The sequence below is a fragment of the Emticicia oligotrophica DSM 17448 genome (genome assembly GCF_000263195.1).
GTDB lineage: Bacteria > Bacteroidota > Bacteroidia > Cytophagales > Spirosomataceae > Emticicia > Emticicia oligotrophica.
Genome location: NC_018748.1, coordinates 3,482,939 through 3,508,807, shown reverse-complemented (window position 1 = coordinate 3,508,807; position 25,869 = coordinate 3,482,939). Strand labels below are relative to the sequence as shown.

At 34.5% G+C, this 25,869-nt stretch carries 26 protein-coding genes; 10 read left to right on the top strand and 16 right to left on the bottom strand.

All coding sequences use genetic code 11. The features are described from left to right. The 4 genes from EMTOL_RS14535 to cobA form a co-directional block, all read right to left on the bottom strand. Entirely contained in the window at positions 1–411 is a 411-nt protein-coding gene (locus EMTOL_RS14535) for a DoxX family protein (protein WP_015030064.1), read from the bottom strand. 21 nt (positions 412–432) lie between these two features. Continuing rightward, positions 433–669 carry a hypothetical protein gene (locus EMTOL_RS14530; protein WP_015030063.1) on the bottom strand — a complete coding sequence of 79 codons (237 nt, stop codon included), beginning with the start codon at positions 667–669 and terminating at the stop codon, positions 433–435. A gap of 137 nt (positions 670–806) precedes the next feature. After that, positions 807–2,075, bottom strand: a complete 1,269-nt coding sequence (locus EMTOL_RS21850) for a TlpA family protein disulfide reductase (RefSeq protein ID WP_015030062.1) — start codon at positions 2,073–2,075, stop codon at positions 807–809. A gap of 831 nt (positions 2,076–2,906) precedes the next feature. Further along, positions 2,907–3,662 (bottom strand): uroporphyrinogen-III C-methyltransferase, encoded by a 756-nt coding sequence (gene cobA, locus EMTOL_RS14520; protein ID WP_015030061.1) that lies wholly within the window; start codon positions 3,660–3,662, stop codon positions 2,907–2,909. Positions 3,663–3,958: 296 nt separating this feature from the next. On the opposite strand from cobA, the gene EMTOL_RS14515 reads away from it, so the two are divergent. The 5 genes from EMTOL_RS14515 (at position 3,959) to EMTOL_RS14495 (ending at position 8,653) form a co-directional block, all read left to right on the top strand. Continuing rightward, entirely contained in the window at positions 3,959–5,392 is a 1,434-nt protein-coding gene (locus EMTOL_RS14515) for an ATP-binding protein (protein ID WP_015030060.1), read from the top strand. Positions 5,393–5,491: 99 nt separating this feature from the next. Then, positions 5,492–6,145, top strand: coding sequence for a response regulator (locus EMTOL_RS14510; protein ID WP_015030059.1), 654 nt, complete (start codon positions 5,492–5,494; stop codon positions 6,143–6,145). 142 nt (positions 6,146–6,287) lie between these two features. Then, the gene (locus EMTOL_RS14505) at positions 6,288–7,388 is read left to right on the top strand and encodes a vWA domain-containing protein (RefSeq protein WP_015030058.1); all 1,101 of its coding nucleotides are present in this window, start codon (positions 6,288–6,290) and stop codon (positions 7,386–7,388) included. A 43-nt stretch (positions 7,389–7,431) separates the two neighbouring features. Continuing rightward, entirely contained in the window at positions 7,432–8,091 is a 660-nt protein-coding gene (nth, locus tag EMTOL_RS14500) for an endonuclease III (RefSeq protein WP_015030057.1), read from the top strand. 76 nt (positions 8,092–8,167) lie between these two features. After that, positions 8,168–8,653 carry an MOSC domain-containing protein gene (locus EMTOL_RS14495; protein ID WP_015030056.1) on the top strand — a complete coding sequence of 162 codons (486 nt, stop codon included), beginning with the start codon at positions 8,168–8,170 and terminating at the stop codon, positions 8,651–8,653. Here EMTOL_RS14495 and EMTOL_RS14490 read toward each other — a convergent pair. Genes EMTOL_RS14490 through EMTOL_RS14480 form a run of 3 tightly spaced genes read right to left on the bottom strand, consistent with a single transcriptional unit; the run spans position 8,643 to position 10,537 of the window. After that, positions 8,643–9,296 carry an alpha/beta hydrolase gene (locus tag EMTOL_RS14490; RefSeq protein ID WP_015030055.1) on the bottom strand — a complete coding sequence of 218 codons (654 nt, stop codon included), beginning with the start codon at positions 9,294–9,296 and terminating at the stop codon, positions 8,643–8,645. The genes EMTOL_RS14495 and EMTOL_RS14490 overlap by 11 nt on opposite strands. Before the next feature lie 24 nt (positions 9,297–9,320). Continuing rightward, positions 9,321–9,671, bottom strand: a complete 351-nt coding sequence (locus EMTOL_RS14485; RefSeq protein WP_015030054.1) for a translation initiation factor — start codon at positions 9,669–9,671, stop codon at positions 9,321–9,323. After that, entirely contained in the window at positions 9,668–10,537 is an 870-nt protein-coding gene (locus tag EMTOL_RS14480; RefSeq protein WP_015030053.1) for a diacylglycerol/lipid kinase family protein, read from the bottom strand. The genes EMTOL_RS14485 and EMTOL_RS14480 overlap by 4 nt, the downstream gene beginning before the upstream one ends. Before the next feature lie 84 nt (positions 10,538–10,621). Here EMTOL_RS14480 and EMTOL_RS14475 point away from each other — a divergent pair, with 84 nt between their 5' ends. After that, a complete protein-coding gene (locus EMTOL_RS14475) occupies positions 10,622–11,053 on the top strand; it encodes a YybH family protein (protein WP_015030052.1) in 432 nt (143 codons plus the stop codon). 49 nt (positions 11,054–11,102) lie between these two features. Here the strand turns inward: EMTOL_RS14475 and EMTOL_RS14470 are convergent, their stop codons facing one another. Both EMTOL_RS14470 and EMTOL_RS14465 read right to left on the bottom strand, forming a co-directional pair. Beyond that, positions 11,103–11,453: a LytR/AlgR family response regulator transcription factor gene (locus EMTOL_RS14470; protein WP_015030051.1), complete on the bottom strand. Its 351-nt coding sequence runs from the start codon at positions 11,451–11,453 to the stop codon at positions 11,103–11,105. Positions 11,454–11,633: 180 nt separating this feature from the next. Beyond that, positions 11,634–14,183: a transglycosylase domain-containing protein gene (locus tag EMTOL_RS14465; protein WP_015030050.1), complete on the bottom strand. Its 2,550-nt coding sequence runs from the start codon at positions 14,181–14,183 to the stop codon at positions 11,634–11,636. A gap of 293 nt (positions 14,184–14,476) precedes the next feature. Between EMTOL_RS14465 and EMTOL_RS14460 the strand changes: the two genes are divergently transcribed. The 3 genes from EMTOL_RS14460 to EMTOL_RS22470 all read left to right on the top strand — a co-directional run bounded on the left by EMTOL_RS14460 (position 14,477) and on the right by EMTOL_RS22470 (position 17,134). After that, a complete protein-coding gene (locus EMTOL_RS14460; protein WP_015030049.1) occupies positions 14,477–15,391 on the top strand; it encodes an ABC transporter ATP-binding protein in 915 nt (304 codons plus the stop codon). A gap of 46 nt (positions 15,392–15,437) precedes the next feature. After that, on the top strand, positions 15,438–16,775 hold the full coding sequence (locus tag EMTOL_RS14455) for an ABC transporter permease (RefSeq protein ID WP_015030048.1): 1,338 nt from the start codon (positions 15,438–15,440) through the stop codon (positions 16,773–16,775). A 194-nt stretch (positions 16,776–16,969) separates the two neighbouring features. Further along, entirely contained in the window at positions 16,970–17,134 is a 165-nt protein-coding gene (locus EMTOL_RS22470) for a hypothetical protein (protein WP_305953247.1), read from the top strand. Here EMTOL_RS22470 and EMTOL_RS14450 read toward each other — a convergent pair. The 7 genes from EMTOL_RS14450 to fbp all read right to left on the bottom strand — a co-directional run bounded on the left by EMTOL_RS14450 (position 17,127) and on the right by fbp (position 24,699). Then, positions 17,127–17,792, bottom strand: coding sequence for a peptidoglycan DD-metalloendopeptidase family protein (locus EMTOL_RS14450; RefSeq protein WP_015030047.1), 666 nt, complete (start codon positions 17,790–17,792; stop codon positions 17,127–17,129). The two genes, EMTOL_RS22470 and EMTOL_RS14450, sit on opposite strands and share 8 nt — an antisense overlap. A gap of 84 nt (positions 17,793–17,876) precedes the next feature. Further along, positions 17,877–20,063, bottom strand: coding sequence for a M56 family metallopeptidase (locus EMTOL_RS14445; protein WP_015030046.1), 2,187 nt, complete (start codon positions 20,061–20,063; stop codon positions 17,877–17,879). A gap of 54 nt (positions 20,064–20,117) precedes the next feature. Beyond that, entirely contained in the window at positions 20,118–20,516 is a 399-nt protein-coding gene (locus EMTOL_RS14440) for an energy transducer TonB (protein WP_015030045.1), read from the bottom strand. A 147-nt stretch (positions 20,517–20,663) separates the two neighbouring features. Beyond that, positions 20,664–21,041, bottom strand: coding sequence for a BlaI/MecI/CopY family transcriptional regulator (locus EMTOL_RS14435; protein ID WP_015030044.1), 378 nt, complete (start codon positions 21,039–21,041; stop codon positions 20,664–20,666). Positions 21,042–21,220: 179 nt separating this feature from the next. Next, complete coding sequence (locus EMTOL_RS14430; protein WP_015030043.1) at positions 21,221–21,736, bottom strand: photosynthetic reaction center cytochrome c subunit family protein; 516 nt, start codon at positions 21,734–21,736, stop codon at positions 21,221–21,223. A 249-nt stretch (positions 21,737–21,985) separates the two neighbouring features. Continuing rightward, positions 21,986–23,572 carry a phosphoenolpyruvate carboxykinase (ATP) gene (pckA, locus tag EMTOL_RS14425; protein WP_015030042.1) on the bottom strand — a complete coding sequence of 529 codons (1,587 nt, stop codon included), beginning with the start codon at positions 23,570–23,572 and terminating at the stop codon, positions 21,986–21,988. Positions 23,573–23,706: 134 nt separating this feature from the next. Then, entirely contained in the window at positions 23,707–24,699 is a 993-nt protein-coding gene (gene fbp, locus EMTOL_RS14420) for a class 1 fructose-bisphosphatase (protein ID WP_015030041.1), read from the bottom strand. A gap of 397 nt (positions 24,700–25,096) precedes the next feature. On the opposite strand from fbp, the gene EMTOL_RS14415 reads away from it, so the two are divergent. Next, complete coding sequence (locus EMTOL_RS14415; protein WP_015030040.1) at positions 25,097–25,843, top strand: acyl-CoA desaturase; 747 nt, start codon at positions 25,097–25,099, stop codon at positions 25,841–25,843. The last annotated feature ends 26 nt before the right edge of the window (positions 25,844–25,869 follow it).

Here is a 25,869-nt window from a genome sequence, read left to right as displayed (position 1 = left end):
TTACTTAAAAAGTTTGGAATCAAGCGAGTATTTTCCAGCACCGGTAATGAATATGCTGAGATAGCCGAATAAATATAAAAGAGCATGTTCCTTATCACCAAGTGGGTCAGAGCCGTGAATCTTGAAAGCAATGATACTCATGCAACCAAGTAAAATTATCAATGCCGGACGGGTAAATAAACCTAATATGAGCAATGTAGAACATATAAATTCTGCAAATACAGTAAGTATCTGCGATACTACAGGAGAAACATGCAGAGGGTCAGGAAAATCATGATGCCCTGCTAAAAATTCTTGAAATTTATCAAAGCCATGTGGAATCATCAAAAAACCAAAGCTTAGGCGTAAAACTAAAACTGCCAAACTTACTTGGTTTGGCAGTGAAGCAGGTTTTAAATATTTTTTTTGCATTTTTTGAACAATCGAAAAATGTTACTTAACTTCTTCATAATCAACATACTGACCACCATCAAAATCTTTACCTTTCTGATTAGTACCAGTTGACTTCACTTTAACTTCTCCTTCCTTACCACGCTCTTTCTCCATAAAATCATTGTAGCGTTTTTGCTCTTTGGCAATCTGACGACCCACCAAAAGTTCAAATAAAAAACTACGGATACCTGGTACAAAGGCAATCAATAAAAAAAGTATAAGAATATATTTAAACATTGTCGTGTTTCGGTCTTAAATCAAAAATTTATTTTATTGAACACAAAATTATTGGTTTCTGATTATCAAGTATGTTTTCGAGAAAAATATTTTCAAAAATCTAAAGTATTTTAATCTTTAGCCAATGAAAGAAATCTTTAGTCCAATAACTTCAAAAGTAAATCTAAAGTTTCAGGACTACTCGGACGAGGTGCATTTGCATTGATAATCGTGCCATTTTTATCAATAATCATATAACGTGGAATGCTATTAATTTGGTATTTTCGAGTCACTCCCGAAACCCAACCACCTTCCGAAAGTCCGTGGTCTCCATTATTAAGTTTTAATTTTTCAACAGCCTCTTTCCAATTATTAAGGTCTTCATCAATCGAAACGTATAGAAAAACAATTTTCTTCTTTTGTTTTTCGGTTAAACCATTATGCATTTTTTTTGAAAATGGAAACTCTGCACGACAAGGGCCGCACCAGCTTGCCCAAAAATCTACATACACCACTTTTCCTTTGTATTTAGTAAAATCGAATTGCTTACCATCAAGGCCAATCAAAATTGGGGAGTCGCCTTCTTCATGTGTTTGTTTAACCTTGTTATTTTCTTTCTTTGAAGCTACTTCTTCTTTTTTGCTCAGGGTTTCTTTACAATGTTCAAGTAGCATATTTCGATAATCGTTGGCAGCAATCTGACTAATCCAAAACTTGGCCGAAGAAGCCGTAATTTTGCCACAATTATCATACAATAATTTAGCTAAAGTATAATCTAAAACCTGACCTTTGAGGTATTTCTGAGCATAATTACCTTTATCAGCAATGGCTTTGACTTGGTCGGTGTATTTGATAAATTTTTGTTCCTGAGAGTTGAAGTAGGTGACAAAAAAAGGCAAGAAATTACGGTAGCTTTCTACCATCATGAGTTTCTCGTCATTAACTTTTGAAGGGTCGAGTTCTTCGGTCATAACCGCAGGAAGCGAAACGACCCGTGTGAGTTTTGTATCAATATTGCTACGAATAATTGAGTAAGCAAGCAATAAATGCCAATAATTCCATTTAATATTGGCTTCTACCAAAGATTGAAATTCAGGATTAAGTTTTGATAAATTTGAATAATTTTTTAGGAAATTAAGCTGACTTTTACGCTCATCATAAAGCGTCATTTCCCAATCATCTACATTCGATGAAATCAAATGAACGTATCGAATATCTTTATCAAATGTATTGGGGAATTTTTTATGAAACTCCTTTAAAAATGCTTGTGCATCAGTATTTCCAATCAATTCTTCGGCCTTTTTTAGGATGTGCCCATCTCCATATTCTACAAAAATATCGGTACTGTCAGGTATCGAAAAACCAACTGTTTTTTGTGCAAACGAAAAGATTGGGAAAAGTAGTAAAAGAATAAAATTCTTAAGCATGGTTTTGTTTGTTTGAAATTAGATAGTTCACTCAATTCGTCAACTATTTTATCCACAAAACTAACGAAAATCTATGCCAAAGAATTTTAAAGAAGTAAAATTTTACCGCTAAACAAATTTGAATAATTTTCTGATAAATAGAATAAGTTTATAAATGATTCATAAACCTCTATACTCATACAAATAAAATCTAACCGAGAATGGAATATTTAGAAAAACTAAATTATAAGAGCAAGCTTGTTAAATAGTTTTTTTTTCATTTTTTTTGAATTGAATTATAAACTAACAATTAGGTATTATGATTCACTTACCGACTTCGACACCCCCATGTCTGGTCGGTTTTTCTTTTGGTGCCAATAGAAGCCCCCACTTCTACTATGACACTACATGCAGTTGTTTTGGTGTTTTCTTTCACGTTTTATACAAAATAGTTTAATACTCACTTCCAATTTTATGATTCATATAACTATTAGAAAAATAGTTGATTATTTATACTCAAATTTTTTAGTTTGCTTCTTTAAATGTATCAAATAATGTTTTACAATCAAAAATTCATGTAACCTATTTTTTAAATTTTTACAATTTTAATTCAAATTTTATGCAATTTTAAAACCTACTTTTAGATAAATTCAATTTTATTTTCCTTTAAAAGCCATTTTCCACCTAAATTTTAATTATTGTTCACTTTTCAAATTCTAATCTTATTTTTTTAAATTAGAGGAAATCTAGTTGTGAGCAATCAAGAATAATTCAAAAAACTTTATGTCATATAAAACAAAACGTGCCATACTTTCTGAGGTATGGCACGTTTTGTTTAAGATATAGCTACTATTATTGTTTAGTCAATTCAGCTACATATTGTTCAAGATATTCAGGGTGTAGAGAAACTACTTCACCAATTATAATCACAGCAGGATTCGTCACTTGTGATTCATTTACTTTTGAGTTAATATCACAAATTCGCCCAAAAACTGATTTCTGATTTTCCATTGTGCCATTTTGAATAATGGCAATTGGTGTTGTTGACTTTCCGTGTTTATCAAAAATTCCAAGAATTTCTTGAAGTTTGCTCATTCCCATCAGAATAACCACTGTAGCCGATGATTGTGCAGCCAAATCAATATCAAGAGGTAAACTTCCATCGTTTGTATGGCCTGTAACTACCCAAAAACTGCGTGCAATATCTCGATGAGTAATTGGAATTTGTACGCTAGCTGCCACGCCAATCGAACTAGATACACCTGGAATAACTTCAGTAGCAATATCGAATTTTTTTGCGTATTCTAATTCTTCATATCCACGACCAAACACAAAAGGGTCACCCCCTTTTAATCGTACTACATGCCCGTGTTCTAGAGCAGAGTCAACAATCAATTTATTAATTTCATCTTGCTTAAAAGAGTGTTGACCTTTACGTTTACCTACATTTATTTTAACAGCGTGACTAGGTGCATATTCAAGAAATGAATCATTAGCTAAAGCATCATATAAAACAACATCTGCCCCTTGCAGAGCTTTAATCGCCTTTAGTGTAATCAGTTCGCTGTCGCCCGGACCTGCCCCCACAAGTGTTAGCTTCGATTGCATATTTTATGAGTATAAATAGTTAAGTACATTTGTTTCTAGCAATACTTTAGAATGAATTATAGGTAGCCAAGTGCATAATTTATGGTTATAAAGTTAAAAGTAAAATTTGCCAGAAAGGCAAAGCCACAGAATAATATTTCAAAATAATTAATTTCAAACAAATATTTATCAATAAAATACAAGAATGAGTAAAAATACTCAATTTGCAAATAGTACAAAATGTATAAAAACTTTGAAATAATAAAGAACTTCTAAATTGGCTTGCCAGTTCAAAAAAAAAACTTTATATTTTCAATATGCAAAATCTTGATATACAAGTTTCAAAGCGGCTTACGAGGTTATACATGGTTGCTCTTTTGGTAGTAGCCATATTATCTTTGTTCGGACAATTTCTGATACAGAAATCGCTTAATGAATCTATTGACGACTCTCACGTTGTGAATCTAGCGGGCCGTCAACGTATGCTGAGTCAACGCTTATGCAAGATAGCCATATTACTTACCAACCAACAACAATTTACAAAGGAAGCAAGTTTCTATAAAACCGATTTTCAAGAAGTATTACAGCTCTGGCAAAAATGTCATTATGGCTTGAAACAAGGGCAGCTACAACTCGATAAAACATATCACATAAAAAATAGTCAGCAAATAAATAAGTTATTTGAACAAATTGAGCCAATTTTCAAAGTAATTCATTCAAATGCACTAGCCATACAAATAGATAAAAAACAACATTCTTCAGATATTTTATCAAACATGCTAAGCAATGAAAGGCAGTTTCTTAAAATAATGGATAAAATTGTTTTACAATATGATATGGAAGCTCAGCAAAGAGTAAAGTATGTAAAAAAAATTGAACTGATTTTATTTGGGCTTACAGTCATTACGCTTGTTTTAGAGGCATTCCTCATATTTAAACCTTTAGTTGATTATGTGACGGATGTAATCACAAGGCTAAGCAATTCTGAAATTGAATTACAACAAAAAAATCAACAACTCGGAGATACAAACGAACAACTCATTATAACCCAAAAAGAGTTATTACGTACAACCGAAGAAAAATTCGCTTTACAACGACATGAAGATAATGTGAGAGCCGCTGCATTGATAGAAGGGCAAGAGGAAGAAAGAAAACGACTGGCTCGTGAGTTGCATGATGGAATTGGGCAAATGCTAACTGGTTTAAAACTAGATAGCGAACATTTGAAGAATCTACCTTTTTTAAATGATAAACAGCGAAAATCTTTTGAAGAACACCAAAAACTTATTGATGAAACAATAGAAGCGACTCGAAGTGTTTCGTTTGACCTTATGCCTGCCGTACTGACTGATTTCGGTCTTGCATCGGCTATCAGAATTTTGGTTGAACGCACAGCTAAAGGAGCCAGTTTTAAAGTTTCATTCAATAACTTAGTTGATGATATTAGGATTGCTAATAAAATTGAAAATAACCTTTACAGAATTACACAGGAAGCACTCAATAATATTATCAAGCATGCCCAAGCGAGTAACGTAACTATCAATTTAGCTAGTGAAAAGAATAAATATATAACACTATCAATTATTGATGATGGCAAAGGCTTTGATTTGAAAAAACGAAAAAAGAATAAAAGTATGGGAAACGGAATTGGAAATTTACAAACCCGAGTAAGACTATTAAATGGTTCCATCAAAATTCAATCGGAACTGAACAAGGGGACCAATATTTTCATAAAAATTCCCTTACAATAATTGATTTATAAGCTATTTTGCCCAAAGTTAGACTATCAATTAAACAATACAATACTAAAAGCCAATAAGTAATACATACACCAAACACTTGAGAAACAAATGACAGCCACCATTAAATTACTAATCGTAGATGACCACGCCGTAGTGCGAAAGGGGATTCAGAATTTACTTGAAGAAGAGTCTTACATTGATATTATTGGTGAGGCATCAGATGGCCTAGAAGCTATCGAAAAAGTAAAGAATCTCAAACCTAACATTGTGCTTCTTGACCTTACGATGCCACAGATGTCAGGTTTTGAAGTTGCTAAAATTCTTTCAGAAAAATACCCAAATACCAAGTCGCTTATATTTTCGATGCATAATAACCCAGAATACATGGTCACATCGGTCGAAAATGGTGCAATGGGGTATTTATTGAAAGATACCAGTAAGGAAGAAATACTGAAGGCTTTAAGTAGTGTTTCGCAGGGCAATAAATACTTCCCTCCTACCGTTTCGGCCATGATTATTGATGGACTTTTAGCTCAAAGAAAACAAAAAACAACTCCAAAACTTAAAAATACCAGTCTATTTACTAAGATTTCGAAAAAAGAACGTGAAATCTTGAAATACATCACAGAAGGACTAAGTAGTCAGGAAATTGCTGATAAACTTTCACTGAGTGTTCGTACGGTTTCAAATCATCGAGCAAATATTTTACGTAAAACAGATGTTAAAAATACTGCTGAATTAGTAAGATTAGCGGTAGAATAAAAATTATTGGATTTCTATGCTTCAATAAATATAATTAAAATATCTCTGAAAGACCCCTTAATTTTAGGGGTCTTTTTTTAATTTACCTCAAACTTTAAAGTAAAAAATATCGTTTACATCATATATAATTTAAGCATACGATATGAAAGGCTTTCGTTTTTCTGAATTCAAACCTGAAATGAAGGGAGGTAATAAATTTGAGCAATTGCTTAATATCTTCCAACAACTACTTTTAATTACGGCCGGTGATGTAAGTCAAGCTTTGGCTTATATGAGTGACCTCGACCGTCAATATCAACTCACAAACGATGAGTATGGTATGGCCAATTTCATTGATGATTTGAAGAAAAAAGGCTATATTTCTGAAGAAACTGAATCAGGCGAGTTTAAAATGACCGCTAAAAGCGAGCAAAGTATCAGGAAACAATCGCTCGATGAAATTTTTGGTAAACTCAAACGCAGTAAAAGTAGCGGCACTCACCATACCCCATATACAGGCACTGGAGATGAACTAAGCAGTGATATTCGTTCCTTTCAATTTGGCGATACACTCGATCAAATTTCCATGACTGAATCTTTGAAAAATGCCCAAATCAATGGTGGCATTGATGATTTTATGCTACTTGAAAGCGATTTAGAAGTTGTTGACCGTGAGTCAAAAATCCAAACCTCAACGGTTTTGATGATTGACATTTCACATTCAATGATTTTATATGGAGAAGATAGAATTACCCCTGCTAAAAAAGTAGCTTTAGCTTTAGCCGAACTCATTCGCACTAAATATCCAAAAGATACGCTTGATATTTTAGTTTTTGGCAATGATGCTTGGCAAATTCAGTTGAAAGATATTCCCTACCTTGAAGTTGGCCCTTATCATACCAATACTGTTGCTGGCTTAGAATTAGCCATGGATTTATTGCGTAGAAGAAAAACCAAAAACAAGCAAGTATTTATGATTACTGATGGAAAACCGACTTGCTTAAAGGAAGGAATTAGATACTACAAGAATAGTTTTGGCCTCGACCGAAAAATTGTCAATAAAACCTTGACAATCGCAGCCCAAGCACGCCGACTTGAGATTCCAATTACGACATTTATGATTGCTTCCGACCCATATCTAAAACAATTTGTTCAACAATTTACCCAAGTAAATAATGGAAGAGCCTATTATAGTGGCTTAAATGGTTTAGGGGGTTTTGTTTTAGAAGATTTCCAAAGAAACCGTCGTAAAAACTTAAAATAATTCGCAATATTACTGAGGAAATTATCTCCTTTTACATTAGCCAATGCAGAAAAAAGAACGATACAAGGCATTAGTAGAATACTTTAGTACGAATTATCCAGAAGCCCAAACTGAATTAAATTATTCAAATCCTTTTGAATTATTGGTGGCAGTGATTTTATCTGCTCAGTGTACTGATAAACGTGTGAACATAGTAACAGAAAAACTATTTCAACGTTTTCCAACGCCAGAGAGTTTGGCAACTTCAAATGCTGAAGAGGTTTTTGAGTATATTCGAAGCGTGAGTTATCCAAACAATAAGTCAAAACATCTGGTTGGAATGGCTCGTATTTTGGTTAATGATTTCAATTCTGAAGTACCTAATACGATTGAAGATTTACAAAAAATGCCTGGTGTTGGCCGAAAAACCGCCAATGTAATCGTATCAATTATCTTCAATCAACCAGCGATGGCAGTTGATACACATGTGTTTCGTACTTCACATCGTTTAGGCTTAGTACCTAAAACTGCTAAAACTCCCCTTTTGGTTGAGAAAGAATTAATTAAACATATTCCTAAGGATAAAATTGCAGTGGCTCATCATTGGCTGATACTTCACGGTAGATATATTTGTGTAGCTCGTACACCCAAATGCTTTGAATGTAATTTGAAAGCATTCTGCAATGCCTTTGAAAAACAAAAATTTGACACTCCACACTTATAAATTTGTAGGACAGGTTTCCAACCTGTAAAAAGGATGTTAAGAATAATAAATTTATAATTTTCCCACCGAATAAATCATGGAAATTAATGAATTGATGCAGACTTTTCCACATGATGGTAAAGTTGAATGGCTAAGTTTTCGCCCTGGCCCAACTTCTCGTGGGGAAATAGTAGTCGTTGATGAAATCAGTGTTTCTGAAAAACAAGGAATTGAAGGCGATAGATACAGAGGAAGTAATAAAAAACGCCAAGTAACCATAATTCAAGCTGAACACATTGAGGCTGTCAGTAAAATATTAAAGAAAGAAAATATTGACCCTTCTTTGCTTCGTAGAAATATTGTTGTCTCAGGACTTAATTTATTAGCACTTAATAATTTAGAGTTTAAAATTGGCGATGCAATTCTAAAAATGACAGGTTATTGCCATCCATGCAGCCGAATGGAGCAAAATCTTGGCACTGGCGGTTATAACGCCATGCGTGGACATGGTGGCATTACGTGTATGGTAATCAAAAGTGGTAAAATTAAAATCGGAGATGCTGTAAGTCTCATTAAAAATTAGCAACAATCGATTTTAAAGTTGGTTCATCAACCGTATGTTTTCCTTCGAAACATACAACCTTGGGATTAATATCTTTAATCATCGAAGCTCTAAATTGCTCCGAGATTTCGGGATAGGCAACTAAAAACTCATCTTTATCACCATAAATATAATAAGTATCAATACCTTTCAGCTTTTCTGGTTCAATAACTTCTCTGATACCATTACTGAAAAATCCAGCCCAAAGCAAAAGACGGTTACATTTTATCTTATCTGTATTTATCCATCTACAAACAGTTGCACAACCTTGTGAGAAACCTAAAATATTTACTTCAATTTTACTTAAATCATGGTCTTTTAACAAATGTATATAAAGCGAATTGAGGTAATCATTATTCTCTTCTATTTCTGTTAGACGCAACTCACGTGTCATCCAAGAAGAACCCACTCTTTTAAATTCACTATCTAAATAAAACCTCGAAGGTGCCTCAGGTGCGACAATAAAGGTAGTATCACTTAGAATTGAGGCAAATTTTTTGATGAAAAATTGCGAAAGCTGTCCATAACCATGCACCACAAACCAAATGGTTTTGGTGTTTTCATTCAATTCTCCAAGTGTATAATAACGTGCAGTTCGCTCTATTTTGATTTGATGCTCTTTCATGCTTTAAATTTCTCAGTATAATAATCACCCACCTGCTTTTTTTGCTTTATAACCTTCTTTTTGGAGAAAGATAAGAATTTTATCTCGATGGTCTCCCTGCAATAATATTTCTCCATCTTTGGCAGTTCCGCCACTTCCGCAAAGGTTTTGTAATTTTTTTCTTAAAGCTTGTAAATCTTCATCTTTACCGATAAAACCATCAATCCTACTCACTATTTTATTCCCACCCTTTCTATCAAGCCATATTTTTAAATTCTGTTGATTAGCTGCTAATGTTTCAACTTCCTCGTCATCGCCAAAATTAAATTCAAAATCAGGGTTTGTAGAATACACTATTCCTTGCGGAGTACCCGCTTTATGCTTCTTATTTTTCATATCATAACTTTTAAACACTTTTCTAAAATGCTGATTGTAAGCTCATTCGTTGAAAGTCTCATTGGTTCACCATCATAATGAATCAAAAAATTATCTTCGCAAGAAAGCTTGAATTTAGTACCTTGATAATTCTCCGTCAAATTTGATGAAAGAATATTCCCATTAAAAAGCTTAGAAATCAAGTCCATGGCCTGAAAAGCTGATGGCTGATGCACAATCGTACAATCAATAAGTCCATCGTCTATCTTCGCAGTAGGTGTTATATACGCATTATTCCCAAATTGACTCGCATTACCGAAAGTAACACTAAAGACCTCATAATTTTCGGCGGCAAAAACACATCTTAAAGGCTTATATTTCCAAAACTCATTAAAGCCAACCTTTACATAATTTAACATACCTCTACCTTTTTTTCGAGAAAAAACTTCGGCACAATGAGCGTCAAATCCCACACCCGCAGTACAAAAAAAAGGAATATCATTCACTTTACATACATCAATTATTTTAGTAATGGGTGTATTCAGAGAAGCGATGGCATCGGCGGCCTTCATGGGTATACCTAATTCACGAGCTAATCCATTGCCAGAGCCAGTTGGAATGATTCCTAAAGATGTTTTTGTATGAATTAAGGCCTTTCCAACCTCATTGACCGTTCCATCTCCACCAATGGCAACAATAATCTCAACACCATTTTCTACGCCTTCCGCAGCAATTTTTGTAGCATGACCTGCATATTCAGTATATCGGACTACTGGTTGATATATTTTTTTATCTAACTGATTATCAATTAGTTTAACGATAGTTTGATGAGCATTTTTGCCACCCGAAATCGGATTTACAATAAACCAAATTGCTTGTTTATTCACGAAAATTTAATAGATTTATGCTTTCGTGCAAAGATATAAAAAAAAATACAGTACGGAGAAGACATCTTATCAAACAAAAGACCCATGAAATACAAATACCTTATTTTATGTTTGCTACTTTCAGCACAAGTAAGTTTCGGACAGGCTCCTAATGAGCGTCAAGAAGTTTTGAAAGTCTTAGCTCGCCAAAATGATAATTGGAACAAGGGCAATATTGAAGCTTTTATGGAAGATTATTGGAAATCAGACTCATTGATGTTTATTGGTTCTAAAGGGGTTGTTTACGGTTGGAAAGCTACATTAGACCGCTATCATAAAAGTTATCCAGACCGTGCGACAATGGGGACTTTGAAGTTTGATATTCAGAAAACTGATTTTCATTCAAAAACCACTTGCTGGGTCTTGGGAAAGTGGCATTTAACACGCCCTGAAAAGGGTGATATTGGTGGGTATTTTACGCTTATACTCAAAAAAATCAACGGAAAATGGTTGATTGTTTCTGACCATACCAGTTAATCATAAAGGGTACTGGACGATCTCTAAACCAGTACCCTTCATTTTCAGGTTAGTTTCTTGGTAAATTATGGAATGATTTAAGGAATTCTTCTTTTCTACGTCGTGAAAGATTAACATTATACTGTTCATCTAATTTCACCATTAGGCCATCATGAATCTGATAACCAACCACGTGTTTGAGGTTTACCATGTAAGATTTATGCGTACGGAAGAAATCAAAAGGGCTAAAACGTTTTTCAAGTTCTTTCAATGTTTTCGAAACAACTAATGTTTCTCCACCTTGCAAAAATACCTCTGTATAATTTACATCTGCTTTTAAAAATAATACATCTGCTGGATTTACTTTTTTCTTTCCAGTTAAACGAATAGTTGAGGTGCGGATAGGTAATTTCAAATTCATAATTAACTAAAAGGGTTTAAAATGAAGCATTTTATAGCAATGACCACAAAATGTTCAAAATAGTTGTATTGGATAAAAAAATAAGTGGTTGATTATTATTTTATGAATAAAAAATCACCCATAAAGCCCTAATAATCAACCACTTAAAACAAAATCAAATACTATCAATAATAAAATATCTTAACGATTATCAATCGTTGTATCTCGTTTAATCGGCTCAACTGAAGGTAAACGCTCAACATTTTCAATAATACTTGAAGAATCACCCATTAAAGCGGTAGAGTCTCCTTCCGCATCAATTCCGCCAATTGAAACACATCCTTGGTATTCCTTTGTAATCTTTATGCCTGGTTTAGGAAAAGGGCCGGGACTATACCCTAACTTTTTATCGGTATATACGCTCTGCATAAATTTACCAAAAATTGGCAAAGCAGACCTAGAACCTTCACCCATTCGGCTTCGGAAGTGAATACTACGGTCATCACCTCCAACCCAAACACCACATATCAAATCTTTAGTAAAACCAATATACCAAGCATCAGAATAATTAGAAGTAGTACCTGTTTTTCCAGCGGCTTGTCCAGCATTACCAAATAAAGCACTGCAATATTCAAATAATCCTTGAGAAGTTCCGCCCGGCTCTTCGACACCACCACGCAACATATACTGCATCAAGTACGCTGATTCTGCCTTAATTGCCTCACGATGTTTAGTTTCAAACTCAAATAATACTTTCCCTTTAGCATCTTCAATCTTAAAAACGAGCATTGGCTCGGTGTATTGCCCTTCATTTAGGAAAATACCGTATGCTGCCACCATTTCATAAAGCGAAACATCGGAAGTCCCAATACCCAATGATAAAACTGGCTCAAGAGGAGCAGTAATACCCATTTTACGTGCATAATTTACAATTGTTCTTGGGCCAACTTCATCGGCTAATTGTGCTGCAACTGAGTTAACCGAACGAGCAATTGCTCGACGAAGCGTCATCTCTGAATAAGTGAAAACACCATCGGCATTTTTAGGTTCCCAAACCTTTGGTTCGCCATTCTCTACCCATTCTTTCTTAAACGGTTGGTCAGTGCGACGGTCACAAGGAGAAAGATTCAATGGTCCATCAATGGCTGCTGTATAAAGAATCGGTTTGAAAGTTGAACCTGGTTGACGACGCCCTTGCTTTACGTGGTCGTATTTAAAATAATCGTAGTTGATACCTCCTACCCAAGCTTTGATAAAACCAGTGTATGGATCCATGGCCATCATTCCCGTTTGCAAGAAACGTTTATAATAGTTTATAGAATCTACTGGGCTCAACATTAATTCTTTTTCACCTTCCCAACTGAACACCTTAACAGGCTTTTTCTTTTCATACATATAATAATGAACAGAATCAGGATTATTTTTAAATTTCTTAACCAATCGTTTGTACATAGGCGTACGCTTAGCAACTGTATCTAAGAATCCAGGAATTTCTTGTCCATTTTCATAAGTCCAAGGATTTCGGCCCTTCCATTCTTGGTCGAAAATCTTTTGCAAACGTTTCATGTGGCTCGAAACAGCAGTTTCGGCATGAGTCTGCATTCTCGAATCAATGGTTGTATAAATCTTTAAGCCATCACGATATAAATCTAAGTCAACTTCATTAGTCTTAGCCCAATTTTCGATAAATTTTGCCAAAGCTACCTTAAAATAATTGCCTTGCCCATCAGAGGCATCTTCCATATTTACATCGAGCTTAATCTCTGTCTTAGATAATTTATCTGCTTCATCTTGCGACAATGAACCATTACTAGCCATCAACTGCAATACCGTATTTCGGCGTTTCAGAGCATTTTTTGGATTCCGAATAGGGTTATAAAGTGTAGTACCCTTTTGCAAACCAACCAAAATGGCAGCTTCTTCAGGCAAAAGGTTGATTGGCTCTTTATTAAAATATGTTTTAGCAGCGGTTCGAATACCATACGCATTATTTCCATAATCAACCGTATTCAAATACATTGTAAGTATTTCTCCTTTCGTAAAATTTCGCTCCAGACGAATGGCTGTCAACCATTCTTTTGTCTTGTAAACCAAAGTTTTTACAACTGGAATATAGTAGAGTAGCCCCTTCATTTCACTCTTACGAGTACTATAAAGGTTTTTGGCTAATTGTTGAGAAACGGTACTTCCTCCACCACGTTCACCTCCTTTAAAAATACCTACAGCCACACCAGCCATTGATTGCAAATCAATTCCTGAGTGCTCGTAAAAACGTTTATCTTCAGTGGCAATCAAAGCCTTGAACAACCAAGGTGACATTTGAGCAGAATCAATGGTTTTTCGATTTTCGGTAAAGAACTTACCAATTTCTACTCCATCAGCAGTAAAGATGGCTGAAGACTGAGAAATCTTTGGGTTTGTCAATTGCTCAATACTTGGCATTCTACCACAAAGCCATAAAAAATTTGTTTCAATACAAAACAAATAGATTAAAACCCCTGCAACAACCTTTAAGGTAATTTTGTAAATCTTAGAAATTATTGGGTAATAATTTCCGTCAGTATCAAATTTTGATACAAAGTAACTCCTAGCCTCATCAACTTGTTGATTGAACTTAACGAATACTTTTTCTACTCGTTCTTTACCAAAAGCTTTACAAAGAAAGAGGTAAATTTTATCCAAAATCCACCACCATGCATTACTAGTTTTAGTACTGATACTCTCTAAAATATTTCTTAACTTATCTACCATAGGTTATGAGTACATAATTTTTGTTTATTCACCGTGGATTGGCTAATCAACGCCTGTTTCTAATTTGAAGTACAAAGAAACATGAAAGTTTTGAAAAATACGTTTGTAAGTAAATGATTCTGCGAGAAATTATCAAATAATAATAATAATATTTCAAGCAACGATATGAATCAATCTACAACATAATTGATTTTTAGCCATTTATTCAAAAAAAAATCCTTTCGTATATATTTTTTTCGAATCTCTTACTATCCAAGTATATTTGAATCAACTAAACCAAACATAAACCAACCGTGAATAATATTTTAGAAGTTCACAATGTTGTGAAGCGTTACTCGCAACACACTGCACTCGACAATGTAAGCATCAATATTCCCAAAGGAGTAATTTTTGGTCTTCTTGGACCTAATGGTGCTGGAAAAACCTCGCTTATTCGTATTATCAACCAAATTACAGGCCCCGATGAAGGCTATGTGCTTTTTGATGGAGAAAAACTCGCTCCTAAGCACATCAAAGAAATTGGTTATTTACCAGAAGAAAGAGGGCTATACAAAAAGATGAAAGTTGGTGAGCAATTACTTTATTTAGCACAACTTAAAGGTCTTTCTGAAAAACAAGCCCTCGAAAAACTTAAAGAATGGTTCATTAAATTCGATATTAAATCGTGGTGGACTAAAAATGTAGAAGACCTTTCTAAGGGTATGCAACAGAAAATTCAATTTGTGGCGACGGTTTTACATGAGCCTCAACTCATTATCCTAGATGAGCCATTCTCTGGATTTGACCCAATTAATGCCGATTTAATTAAGAACGAAATTTTAGAGTTGAAAGAAAAAGGCTCAACCATTATCTTCTCTACTCACCGAATGGAATCAGTTGAAGAACTTTGCGACCACATTGCTCTCATCAACAAATCGCAAAAAGTGCTTGATGGTGAAAAAAATGAAATTAAAGAAAGATTCAAAACACACACGTATCAAGCTCGTTATTGGGGAGATTTGACCACAAACAATGAAGATTTCGAAATTCTAGACACTAAAATTATTAGTGATAACTTCAAGGAATCAACCATTAAACTTAAACCAAATGTACCTTCTAATCAATTGATTAAGCAGTTAATTGAACAAGTTGAAGTACGTTCGTTCGGTGAAAACATTCCGACGATGAATAGTATTTTCAAAATGGTTGTAAACGAAACTATTGACTAATCTAAATAGTGGTTTTATACCACTATACTAAAAATATTCTATACACATGAAAAATATATTACTCGTTCTTCGCCGAGAATACTTGGTACGAATCAAGAAAAAGTCGTTTTGGATAATGACTCTTCTCATGCCATTACTCATCTCTGGTTTTTATGCTTTACTTTTTTGGGGAGTATTTAATTCTCGTGAACTGCAAAAAGTAATGATTCTTGATGAAAGTGATGTTTTTACTCAAAAGTTCAAGGATTCGGAGAAAGTCAAGTTTCAATTTTCGAAGCTTCCCCTTGATTCAGCCATGGCTCAACTCAATCAAAAGAAAATTGATATTGTAGCCCTTATTCCAACAAATATTATCGAAGACCCTAAAAGCCTAAAAATCTTTACAGGTAAAGGTGTAGGCTTTGAATTACAATCAAAAATTGAAAATACCATTCAAAACGAAATACGAAACGTAAAACTTGCTCGTGCTGGAATCGACCAAAAAGTACTTGAAGACGCAGATGTAAATGTTTCATCGAAGGTGGTAGTTGTAAGCAAAGAAGGTGAACAAAAAGAACAAAATACGCTTGCTTCTACGGTATTAGGGTTTGTAACAGTTATTTTGATGTTTTCAACAGTATTAGGCTTTGGAATGCAAGTAATGAGAGGTGTAATTGAAGAAAAAACCAATCGTATTATTGAGGTAATTATTTCTTCAGTGAAGCCTTTCCAGTTGATGTTAGGAAAGATTTTAGGTGTTGGACTCGTTGGACTAACGCAATTCGCCCTTTGGATTACCCTTACATTTGCCTTAACAACCATTAGTTCATCTCTTCTACCTTCTCAGCAAATCGCCAAAGCAGCTCAGGAACAAATGGCAGATATGCCACAAAAAGAAAAAGATAAAGTAGCTAAAAAGATGGAGCAAACGCCAACTGATGCCAATAAAGTAATGAAGTTTTTAGAAAGTGCTAAAGGCTTAAATATTCCATTAATTATTGGATGTTTCTTATTCTACTTCTTGTTTGGCTATCTATTTTATGCATCAGTTTATGGTGCAATTGGTTCTGCGGTAGATAACGAAACTGATACTCAACAATTTATGTTTCCGGTCATGTTGCCCTTATTAGCAGGCTATATGATTGGTCTCATGACTGCCGGACAAGCTGATAACAAGTTATTATTCTGGGCTTCTATTATTCCGTTTACATCTCCAATCACGATGATGGCACGTCTTCCGTTTGGTGTAGAGCCTTGGGAATTAATTCTTTCAATGACTTTACTCGTGGCTGGTACTTTAGGAATGGTTTGGTTAGCTGCAAAAATTTACCGTGTAGGTATTTTGATGTACGGCAAAAAAGCTACTTTCAAAGAAATTGGCAAATGGATTTTCTATAAAGGCTAAAAATAAAGCGGTAGCTCATTTTAAAAATCGGTGGTTTCGACTTTGCTCAACCACCGATTTTTGTCTTTAAATATGATTTAGATAACGGTAATTTAAAAAGTAAATACAAAATACCTAGATAGCTGAGTTAATTAAATGCACATATCGGTCGATAGCTAAGCGAAGCCGAAGCTACTTGCAAAAATATTGGTGCGATGGTTTCGACTTCGCTCAACCACCGTTCGACTTCGCTCAACCACCGTTCGACTTCGCTCAACCACCGTTCGACTTCGCTCAACCACCGTTCGGCTTCACTCAACTACCGTTCGGCTTCGCTCAACCACCGCACCGATTTTTCAATTAATTGTAGTTTTATTTAAGTCCTAAAATAAAATTAGGGTCTAAGCATATTTGTTGATATTTCTCTTGCTCTGACATAGCACAAACACCCGCAAAATCGCCTTTCATTCCTAGCATATCGGTCATTACTTGAAAATGTAAATGTGGGGGCCAATCTCCATTGATTGGGTAATTCCCAATCTTTGCAAAAGCTTCGCCTGATTTTATTTCTTTCCCTTCATATAAACCATCAAGCGAATCAAGGCTCAAATGCCCGTAAAGCGTATATAAAGTTTTATGATTGGTAAAATTAAAAACTTGCTTATGCTCTAAAATAATCGTTGGACCATAATCTCCGAAATTATCGTTATTCTGAAAGCTATGAATAACACCATCGAACGGAGCGAAAATAGGTGTTTCGGCAGAAGCCCAAATATCAATTCCTAAGTGAATACAACGAGGTTCGGATTGTACTTGACCAAAAATCCGACCATCTGAAAAGTGTTCAGAGCGACGATAAATTACCCGATGCTCCATATATCCGCCCACACCAAACTTTGCTCTAGATTCTGCTATTTTATTAAATACATATTTTGAAAAAACTGCAGTATTAGTCAAATCAACATCATCTAATTCTTGATTATTGGCGGTAAAATCGAGCCAAGTATAAGATCCTTCTAAATCTTTAATAATCGACATATTCAAATAAAAAACTGAGTTTATGAAATTCAAATTTAAGTCATTTGTACTTCATAAACTCAGTTCATATTAAATAGTTGTTATTTATTGTTCTCTCAACCAAATATCAACCCAACCATCATAACCTTCTTTGATAACTTTTTGCTCAAATTCGTTTAATTGACCTTTACGACTTTTTATTTCATTTTGCTTGACTACATTTACCTGCATAATCCGCTCTGGTGAATAATCATTAGCCGTTTTCGCATTTACAATTTGGCGTTTATTACCAATTTTTATGGTATAAAGTTGGCGACCTTTAATTGTAAAGTTTTGTTCTTCTTTCGCGAGAACCGCTTTTTTTGAGGTTATTACTACTACGCCATTTGCTCCTTTTTCGCCATATACTGCCGTAGATGAAGCATTTTTCAAAACATCAACACTGGCTATATCATCAGGGTTAATTTTTGACAACTCAGTTTTACTCGCAACTTTTCCATCAATGATATACAAAGGAAGAACTTCACTAGGATTACCTTTAACCCTTATAGTCATACTTTTTTCAATCGAATTAATCGAAATTTCATGGGCATCAATATTTTTTTTCAAACGCTCATTCTCTAAACGAATCTCCTCTTTATCTGTTAATGTCTTTGTGATTCCATCTTCAATAATGATTAATTTCTCATAAGGGAAATCGTTTTTATTGGCTATGTTATTTTTTCCGCCTTCAAGCACAAAACTAATTGGCATAGTAAAATATACATTTACAGAAACACCATTTTGTTTTCCGGGATTCCATTTCGGTAAAGACCCTATAACTCTAATTGTTTCTTCATCACAGCCAAAACCAATACCTTTTAACACCTTGAGGTCTGATACAGAACCGTCTTTTCGGACAATAAACTTTACAAACACTTTACCCTGTACATTGGCACGACGTGCTGGCTCAGGATAGCGTAAGTTTCTTGCAATATTCTTGTATAATTCATCAAGTCCTCCGGGGAAAGACGGATTTTCTTCAACGGTTGTAAAAACTTCTTCACCAGCGGCATCTTCATTTGGTTTAAAACCTGCTACAACAATTTCACTTAGGGCCTGCACCCTACCTTCCATACTTACTTGGCTACCCGAACTTAACTTTACATTAATTTCTTTTTTATCAGCAACGGCAACAGTAGTATTTTCAAAACCTACCAAACTAAAAACTAACTCATCATTAGCAGTTGCTTGAATGGTATAATTTCCATTATCATCGGTAATTGTTCCTTTATTTTTTCCTTTAATAATAACTGCCACTCCAACCAATGGTTTTCCTGATTCAGCTGAAATAACATTACCTTTAATAGGTGTTTCTTTATTAGTAAGTATCAACTTTAAAGGTTCGATTGGCGATTCTGTTATTGAAACTTTCTCGGTTGTATTAACTAAATCACTCACCATTCTGATTTCCTGATTTTTAGCAATGCTAGCCGAAGCAATGACCAGCATTAAAGCAAAAAGTGGTGCGGTAAGTCCGTATTTTAACAAAGCAATTTTACGAGAGCGGGGCTTATTTAACATTTCGATTCTTCTTTTGAGGGTTGATTTATCAATGAATTGATTCGTAAGTTGGTTTTGATTTAGTCCAAATTGCTGAGAAAATAATAACATAGCATAGTCAGCCTTCGAAGGTTCTAATCGGCAAGCAATATCATCGGCAATGAACTCATGAATGTGCTTAATTGATTTTTTATATAAGTAAACCACAGGGTTAAACCAACACAATACCGCAATGATTTCAAACAATACTACATCAGCAGAATGTAACTGCCGAATGTGTACGTATTCATGCTCCATTACAACCTCATGTTTTTGTAGGTCTTTATCCACAAAAACATAATTAAAGAATGAAAAACCAGCTCCAAATTTTGAGTGATTATCGGTATCTTTTAAAAGACTATTAAGTTTCAGGAAATTGAATAATAACTTGAAAGTCAGGAAGATAGTACAAATCAGATAGGCAATTCTTATTAAATCATACCAAGTAAATGGGTTTTCATGAGAAGGCTTAGATTTTAAAACCGCCGGGCTAAGAATCGTATAAAAAACGACATTCACCTGCTGCGTGATAAACAAAGATTGGATGTAATCTGAGTACCAAAACGGAATACCAAAACTTAAAACTGCCGACCCAACCAAAAATGCACGATTGAGATTATAAAAGGTTTCGTTTGCAAGCCACAGCTTGTAAAAACCATAGAACAGTGCCAAGTAAATATTTACTTGAATAAGATAATGTAAGAAATCCATAGTCTGCGGAGAATTTGTAAACTATATAGCCTTTCAATCAAAGACTCTATGGTTTCATTTTGATTTTTTATGGTCTAAAGCAAACATTACGGGCATTACCATTGAAGATCTAACTACTTTACCATCTAATCGAGCAGCTGACCATTTAGGCATCAATCCAACGACACGCATTACTTCTTCATCGCAACCAAAACCAATACCCTTTACGATTTTGGGAGATGAAATAGAACCATCTTTCTCGATAATCATCTTGACAAATACTTTCCCTGTTACATTGGCACGAGCGGCGGGCTTGGGGTATTTCAGATTCTGACCAATAAAATTAATCATTTCAGTTATACCTCCCGGAAATTCGGCCATGGCATCAACTTTTTCATAAACGGGTTCTATATTTTGTGCTTGCACGAAATTGGCGATTAAGCCAAATACAAAAATTGAGAATAGCTTTTTCATAATTTATTTTTAAGAAAGAGTTGGAATAAAAAATTGATATACTAATTTGATAAATAGTTTATAATCAACAAGAACTTACTTGTCTATATCATAGAAATATAAAATTTTCAGCAGAAAGGGCTTAATTCTAAAGTCTACCAACGCTAACTATTGATTAGAGTTTTTCATTTTATCAATCATTTTTAGAATTTCATCGGCCTCTTTCATATCAATCTTTTTTTCACGCACAAAAAACGAAAACATTTCCTCTACTGAGTTTTCAAAATAACTCTCCATCAATTTGCCGGTAGCAAAAGATTTATATTGTTCTTTACTTATAAGGGAGTAATATTGGTGCGTTTTGCCGTATGCCTTGTGCCCAACAAAACCTTTTTGCTCCAAAATTCTGACAATCGTTGAAACTGTATTATAGGCAGGTTTAGGCTCTGGGAAATATTCCAAAATATCTTTCACAAAGACTGGCTCTATTTCCCACATAATTTGCATGACTTCTTCTTCGGCACGTGTTAATTCTCTTAATTCCATTTTCTTGGTAAATTTTCCTGATGTAAATATATAACTAAGTTTTTAGTTTTAAAACTATTTTCATAGTTTTTTTTCAAAATTGACTAATCCTTAAATATTTAGTACAAAAAAACGTGATAGAGTTTATTCTATCACGTCTGGAAATTTATAAGCAAATATTAATTTATTATCGAAATATATTAATTTTTTGCACCTTCAGGGCGTTGGCGTGGGCCTTGCGGGCGTGGACCATCGTGTGGGGGTTCTTTCATTTCATTATGACAAGAAATACAACCCATTGTAACTGGCTGACGGAAGCCTTTCATCTGAGAAAGCAATTCACGATTTAGGCGGTCGTTCATCACAATCATTTCTCTTGTACGTAAGTGATTACGGCTCTTTTCTGAAGTCCAATCATTTACATCATGACAAAACTTACAAGTTACACCTAAAGCATGGCCCCAGTTATTCATGATGCTCAATACTTGTTCAACCGATTTCCCTTTTAGAGATTTAATATTTTTAAAGACTGAATCAGCTACCATCGACTCTTTTCCTTTTAAAGAATCTTTGAGTTTTGTAATATATTTTTCACGGTCAAGCATAAGTGTATCTTTCAATACAGTTTTTACTTGAACTGTTTCTGATGATTTACTCATTGACATGAATGAGCTCACCCCAATAAATAGCAATAACACAGGGATAAATATTTTCATAGTTTTTGGTTGATTTTTGATTAAATACAGAAGTACACCGCAATATAAAGATTATGTATAAAATGAAAAAATTAAAACTGCAAACTTAATAAAGTATCAAACAAAAAAAGCCCCGCTATTAGCAGGGCATTTTAACCTTAGATTCTAAGCAAAATTAAAATCTATTCAACCTTAATACTTATTTTTTCTAACCTACTGAGTCTATCAGCATCGCATTTATTTAACCTTAAAACATTTTCTATTGCATTTTTAATTGACTGGTGCTCCTGCTAAAATTTCATCATCGGCAAAGTCTGCGTATTTTTTGAAATTCTGTTCAAACATATCGGCCAATTTTTGGGCTGTGGCATCATAAGCCTCTTTATCTGCCCAAGTGCTTCTTGGATTCAAGATTTCTGAAACAACATACGGGCAATTTTCAGGAATCATCACTCCAAAAATTGGGTGCCTTGTATAAGAAACTTTACTTAAATCACCGTTTAAAGCGGCCGTAATCATCGCTCTTGTATTCGATAATTTCATACGAGTACCAGTACCATAACTTCCGCCTGTCATACCTGTATTAATCAACCACACATTTACTTTATTATGGTGAATTTTCTCACCCAATAAAGAAGCATATTTAGTTGGATGAAGTGGCAAAAATGCTGCTCCAAAACAAGCCGAAAATGTTGCTTGTGGCTCCTTCACACCCATTTCTGTACCTGCTACTTTAGAGGTATATCCAGAAATGAAATGATACATCGCTTGTCCAACTGTCAGTTTTGAAATGGGAGGTAAAACCCCAAAAGCATCATAAGTAAGGAAAAAGATATTTTTTGGAATTCCTCCGAGCGAAGGCTCAACAGCATTCGGAATATAATGAATTGGATATGCCGTACGTGTATTTTCTGTGACTGAATTATTGTGGTAATCTACAGTACGAGTTCCATTAATGAATCTTGTATTTTCAACAATAGAGCCATAGCGAACGGCATCAAAAATCTCAGGTTCTTTTTCACGGCTCAGGTCTATTACCTTTGCATAGCAACCACCCTCAAAGTTAAAGACACCAGTTTCCGACCACCCATGTTCGTCATCGCCAATCAAACCTCGATTAGGGTCTGCCGAGAGTGTTGTTTTTCCTGTTCCTGATAAACCAAAGAAAATTGCAGTATCTCCTTGCTCACCAATATTTGCAGAGCAATGCATCGATAAAACCTCATTTTCCTGTGGTAATAAATAGTTGAGTACAGTAAAAATTCCCTTTTTCATTTCTCCGGCATATCCAGTTCCACCGATAAGCAATATACGACGACTCATATCAACTATCGTAAAGTTTGCTTGACGAGTTCCATCAACGGCAGGGTCTGCCTCAAATTCAGGAATACAAATTATAGTAAAATCTGCATTAAAGTTTTCCAATTCATTTTGAGTTGGACGAATAAACATATTATTGCAGAATAAATTATGCCATGCCTGAGTATTGATTATTTCGAGACTTAAACGATACTGAGAATTTGCTCCAGCAAATGCTTGACGAACATAAACTCGCTTTTCTTCAAGGAATACGAGCATTTTATTGAGTAAAGCATCAAATTTTTCGGGCGAAAACTTAAAATTTACATCTCCCCACCAAACGGTATTTTCAGTTTTTTCATCGCAAACCAAAAACTTATCTTTGGGCGAACGACCTGTAAATTTTCCAGTATCGCACATCAAAGCCCCTGTGTCAGTAAGTACACCTTCCCCATTTATAATGGCGGCTTCTATCAGCTCAGCTGGGCTTAGATTAAAAAATACTTGTTTAGCTTTTAAAGCTAATTTTGTTGGAGCAACTTCTGTTAAAAGTTCCATTATTTTAGTTTTTATATTGATGAAGTGTAATTGACAACTAAATAACAAACTTTAAACTTCTTTTGACATGACATTAATCATACAATTAGCTGATTATCAGTAATTCAATAGAAGTTTCTTTCACTTAAAAACATTTAAAAATGAAGTAATAACTCATTAACCATTTCTTTAGCACCCACATAAAATGGACTTCTTTGGTGTAAAGAATTAGGTTCTATATCTAACACATTCTGATAACCATCGGTCGATGTAGCACCTGCTTGTTCGGCTAAAAATGCCAATGGATAACACTCATATAGCAATCTAAGCTTACCTTTTGGATACTTTTTTGATGCTGGATATAAATAAATGCCCCCCTTCAATAAATTCCTGTGAAAATCACCAACTAATGAACCAATATATCTACCCGAATATTCTTTCATTCTGCAATTCACAATATATGCTCTTGCACCACTCACAAAATCATTATAATTACCTTCATTTACGGAGTAAATAGCTCCATTTTCTGGACTTACAATGTCTTTGTGCGAAAGGAAAAACTCGCCTAAAGAATTTTCATAAGTAAAAGCATTTACGCCTTGTCCGGTTGTATAAACCAAAATAGTTGAAGAGCCATAAAGAATATAACCTGCCGCTACTTGGTTTCTGCCTCCTTGCATAAAGTCTTCCAATGTAGCCCGAGTACCGATTGGACTTGTACGTCGATAAATTGAAAAAATAGTTCCAATAGAAACATTCACATCAATATTCGACGAACCATCGAGTGGGTCAATGGCTACAACATATTTCCCTTCATCGTTGTCGGTATAAATAATTTCATCTGATTCTTCAGTAATTATTGCACACACTTCACCCCCATTCTTCAATGCTCTTAAAAAGCGGATATCAGCTACTACATCAAGTTTTTGTTGCTCTTCTCCCTGTACATTTTGGCTTCCAAAAGCTCCTGTTATATCAACTAAACCTGCACGGTTTATTTCACGATTGATAATTTTTCCTGCAAGGGCAATATCTCTCAATAACTGAGATAATTCTCCCGAGGCAAATGGCATAGCACTCTGCTGACGCTTAATGAAGCGGTCTAAGGTTACGCCAACAGGCATTGCAAGTGTTTCTTGTTTAGTCATGTTTTGGTTTTATGAGCGAATCATAGCACAAATGTATTTAACAAAAAAATGCGAAACAAATATTTTTAGCGAAATTTCGCTTAAAATTTTAATTTATTAAAATAATACAATTTTTAACTATGACATTTTGTATTCAAATCAAAGAAGAAAGTCTTAAAAAAGACTCTAAAATTTGATATGAAATACATTGGCACAGAAAGCAAATTGAAATTCAGTATCATTCAGTAATAAATTATTTAAAAGTTGAGAGAGAAAATATTAGAAAAACACAAGAAAAACCAATCAAAAAAAATGCAACAATATTGCAGAAGAATACATAAAACCTGACGTATATCATAATTTGACTCTAAAGTCCGTACTAATTTTGTAGCTCAATTGTTACAAATAGAATTATCAAATGATTATTTTAGGTTTTTTTGTATTGCACTGGTATTTCTCAATATTAATGCAAACCTTCTTTCTTCATCGCTATGCTTCGCATCAAATGTTTACGATGAGCAAATCGTGGGAGAAAGTATTTTACATACTTACGTTTATTGCCCAAGGCTCTTCTTTTTTAAGTCCGAGAGCCTACGGTATCATGCATCGATTGCATCATGCACACGCAGACACTGAAGAAGACCCACATTCACCAAGTTATTCAAAGGGAATCCTTGATATGATGTGGAAAACTAGATTGATTTATAATAGAATTTTGCATAACCAAGATTCAGTAGAGGCAAAATTTAAAAAGGGTGTCCCGAATTGGAAATTTATGGAATGGCTTGGAGACTTATGGATTTGCCGACTCGCTTGGGGAGTATTATACACGCTCTTTTACATAAAATTTGCAACCGCTTGGTGGATGTTCCTACTATTGCCGATTCATTATTTAATGGGACCTATTCATGGTGTAATTATCAACTGGTATGCCCACCGATATGGTTATGTAAATTTTGAGGTTGATGATACTGCCAAAAACCTTCTACCACTCGATTTATTAATGATGGGAGAATCATATCATAATAACCACCATAAATATGGCGGAAGAGCAAATTTTGGATTCAAATGGCATGAGTTCGACCCAACGTATCCATTAATTAAGATTTTAGATGCTCTTCATATTATTAAGTTAAAAATCAACAATGATTTAAAATACATGTAAGATTCCGCAAGAATCTAAATCCATCA

Excerpts from the sequence above, each read along its gene's own strand:
- EMTOL_RS14535 (WP_015030064.1), bottom strand. The coding sequence starts at position 411 with ATGCAAAAAAAATATTTAAAACCTGCTTCACTGCCAAACCAAGTAAGT.
- EMTOL_RS14530 (WP_015030063.1), bottom strand. The coding sequence starts at position 669 with ATGTTTAAATATATTCTTATACTTTTTTTATTGATTGCCTTTGTACCA.
- EMTOL_RS21850 (WP_015030062.1), bottom strand. The coding sequence starts at position 2,075 with ATGCTTAAGAATTTTATTCTTTTACTACTTTTCCCAATCTTTTCGTTT.
- cobA (WP_015030061.1), bottom strand. The coding sequence starts at position 3,662 with ATGCAATCGAAGCTAACACTTGTGGGGGCAGGTCCGGGCGACAGCGAA.
- EMTOL_RS14515 (WP_015030060.1), top strand. The coding sequence starts at position 3,959 with ATGCAAAATCTTGATATACAAGTTTCAAAGCGGCTTACGAGGTTATAC.
- EMTOL_RS14510 (WP_015030059.1), top strand. The coding sequence starts at position 5,492 with ATGACAGCCACCATTAAATTACTAATCGTAGATGACCACGCCGTAGTG.
- EMTOL_RS14505 (WP_015030058.1), top strand. The coding sequence starts at position 6,288 with ATGAAAGGCTTTCGTTTTTCTGAATTCAAACCTGAAATGAAGGGAGGT.
- nth (WP_015030057.1), top strand. The coding sequence starts at position 7,432 with ATGCAGAAAAAAGAACGATACAAGGCATTAGTAGAATACTTTAGTACG.
- EMTOL_RS14495 (WP_015030056.1), top strand. The coding sequence starts at position 8,168 with ATGGAAATTAATGAATTGATGCAGACTTTTCCACATGATGGTAAAGTT.
- EMTOL_RS14490 (WP_015030055.1), bottom strand. The coding sequence starts at position 9,296 with ATGAAAGAGCATCAAATCAAAATAGAGCGAACTGCACGTTATTATACA.
- EMTOL_RS14485 (WP_015030054.1), bottom strand. The coding sequence starts at position 9,671 with ATGAAAAATAAGAAGCATAAAGCGGGTACTCCGCAAGGAATAGTGTAT.
- EMTOL_RS14475 (WP_015030052.1), top strand. The coding sequence starts at position 10,622 with ATGAAATACAAATACCTTATTTTATGTTTGCTACTTTCAGCACAAGTA.
- EMTOL_RS14470 (WP_015030051.1), bottom strand. The coding sequence starts at position 11,453 with ATGAATTTGAAATTACCTATCCGCACCTCAACTATTCGTTTAACTGGA.
- EMTOL_RS14465 (WP_015030050.1), bottom strand. The coding sequence starts at position 14,183 with ATGGTAGATAAGTTAAGAAATATTTTAGAGAGTATCAGTACTAAAACT.
- EMTOL_RS14455 (WP_015030048.1), top strand. The coding sequence starts at position 15,438 with ATGAAAAATATATTACTCGTTCTTCGCCGAGAATACTTGGTACGAATC.
- EMTOL_RS22470 (WP_305953247.1), top strand. The coding sequence starts at position 16,970 with ATGGTTTCGACTTCGCTCAACCACCGTTCGACTTCGCTCAACCACCGT.
- EMTOL_RS14450 (WP_015030047.1), bottom strand. The coding sequence starts at position 17,792 with ATGTCGATTATTAAAGATTTAGAAGGATCTTATACTTGGCTCGATTTT.
- EMTOL_RS14445 (WP_015030046.1), bottom strand. The coding sequence starts at position 20,063 with ATGGATTTCTTACATTATCTTATTCAAGTAAATATTTACTTGGCACTG.
- EMTOL_RS14440 (WP_015030045.1), bottom strand. The coding sequence starts at position 20,516 with ATGAAAAAGCTATTCTCAATTTTTGTATTTGGCTTAATCGCCAATTTC.
- EMTOL_RS14435 (WP_015030044.1), bottom strand. The coding sequence starts at position 21,041 with ATGGAATTAAGAGAATTAACACGTGCCGAAGAAGAAGTCATGCAAATT.
- EMTOL_RS14430 (WP_015030043.1), bottom strand. The coding sequence starts at position 21,736 with ATGAAAATATTTATCCCTGTGTTATTGCTATTTATTGGGGTGAGCTCA.
- pckA (WP_015030042.1), bottom strand. The coding sequence starts at position 23,572 with ATGGAACTTTTAACAGAAGTTGCTCCAACAAAATTAGCTTTAAAAGCT.
- fbp (WP_015030041.1), bottom strand. The coding sequence starts at position 24,699 with ATGACTAAACAAGAAACACTTGCAATGCCTGTTGGCGTAACCTTAGAC.
- EMTOL_RS14415 (WP_015030040.1), top strand. The coding sequence starts at position 25,097 with ATGATTATTTTAGGTTTTTTTGTATTGCACTGGTATTTCTCAATATTA.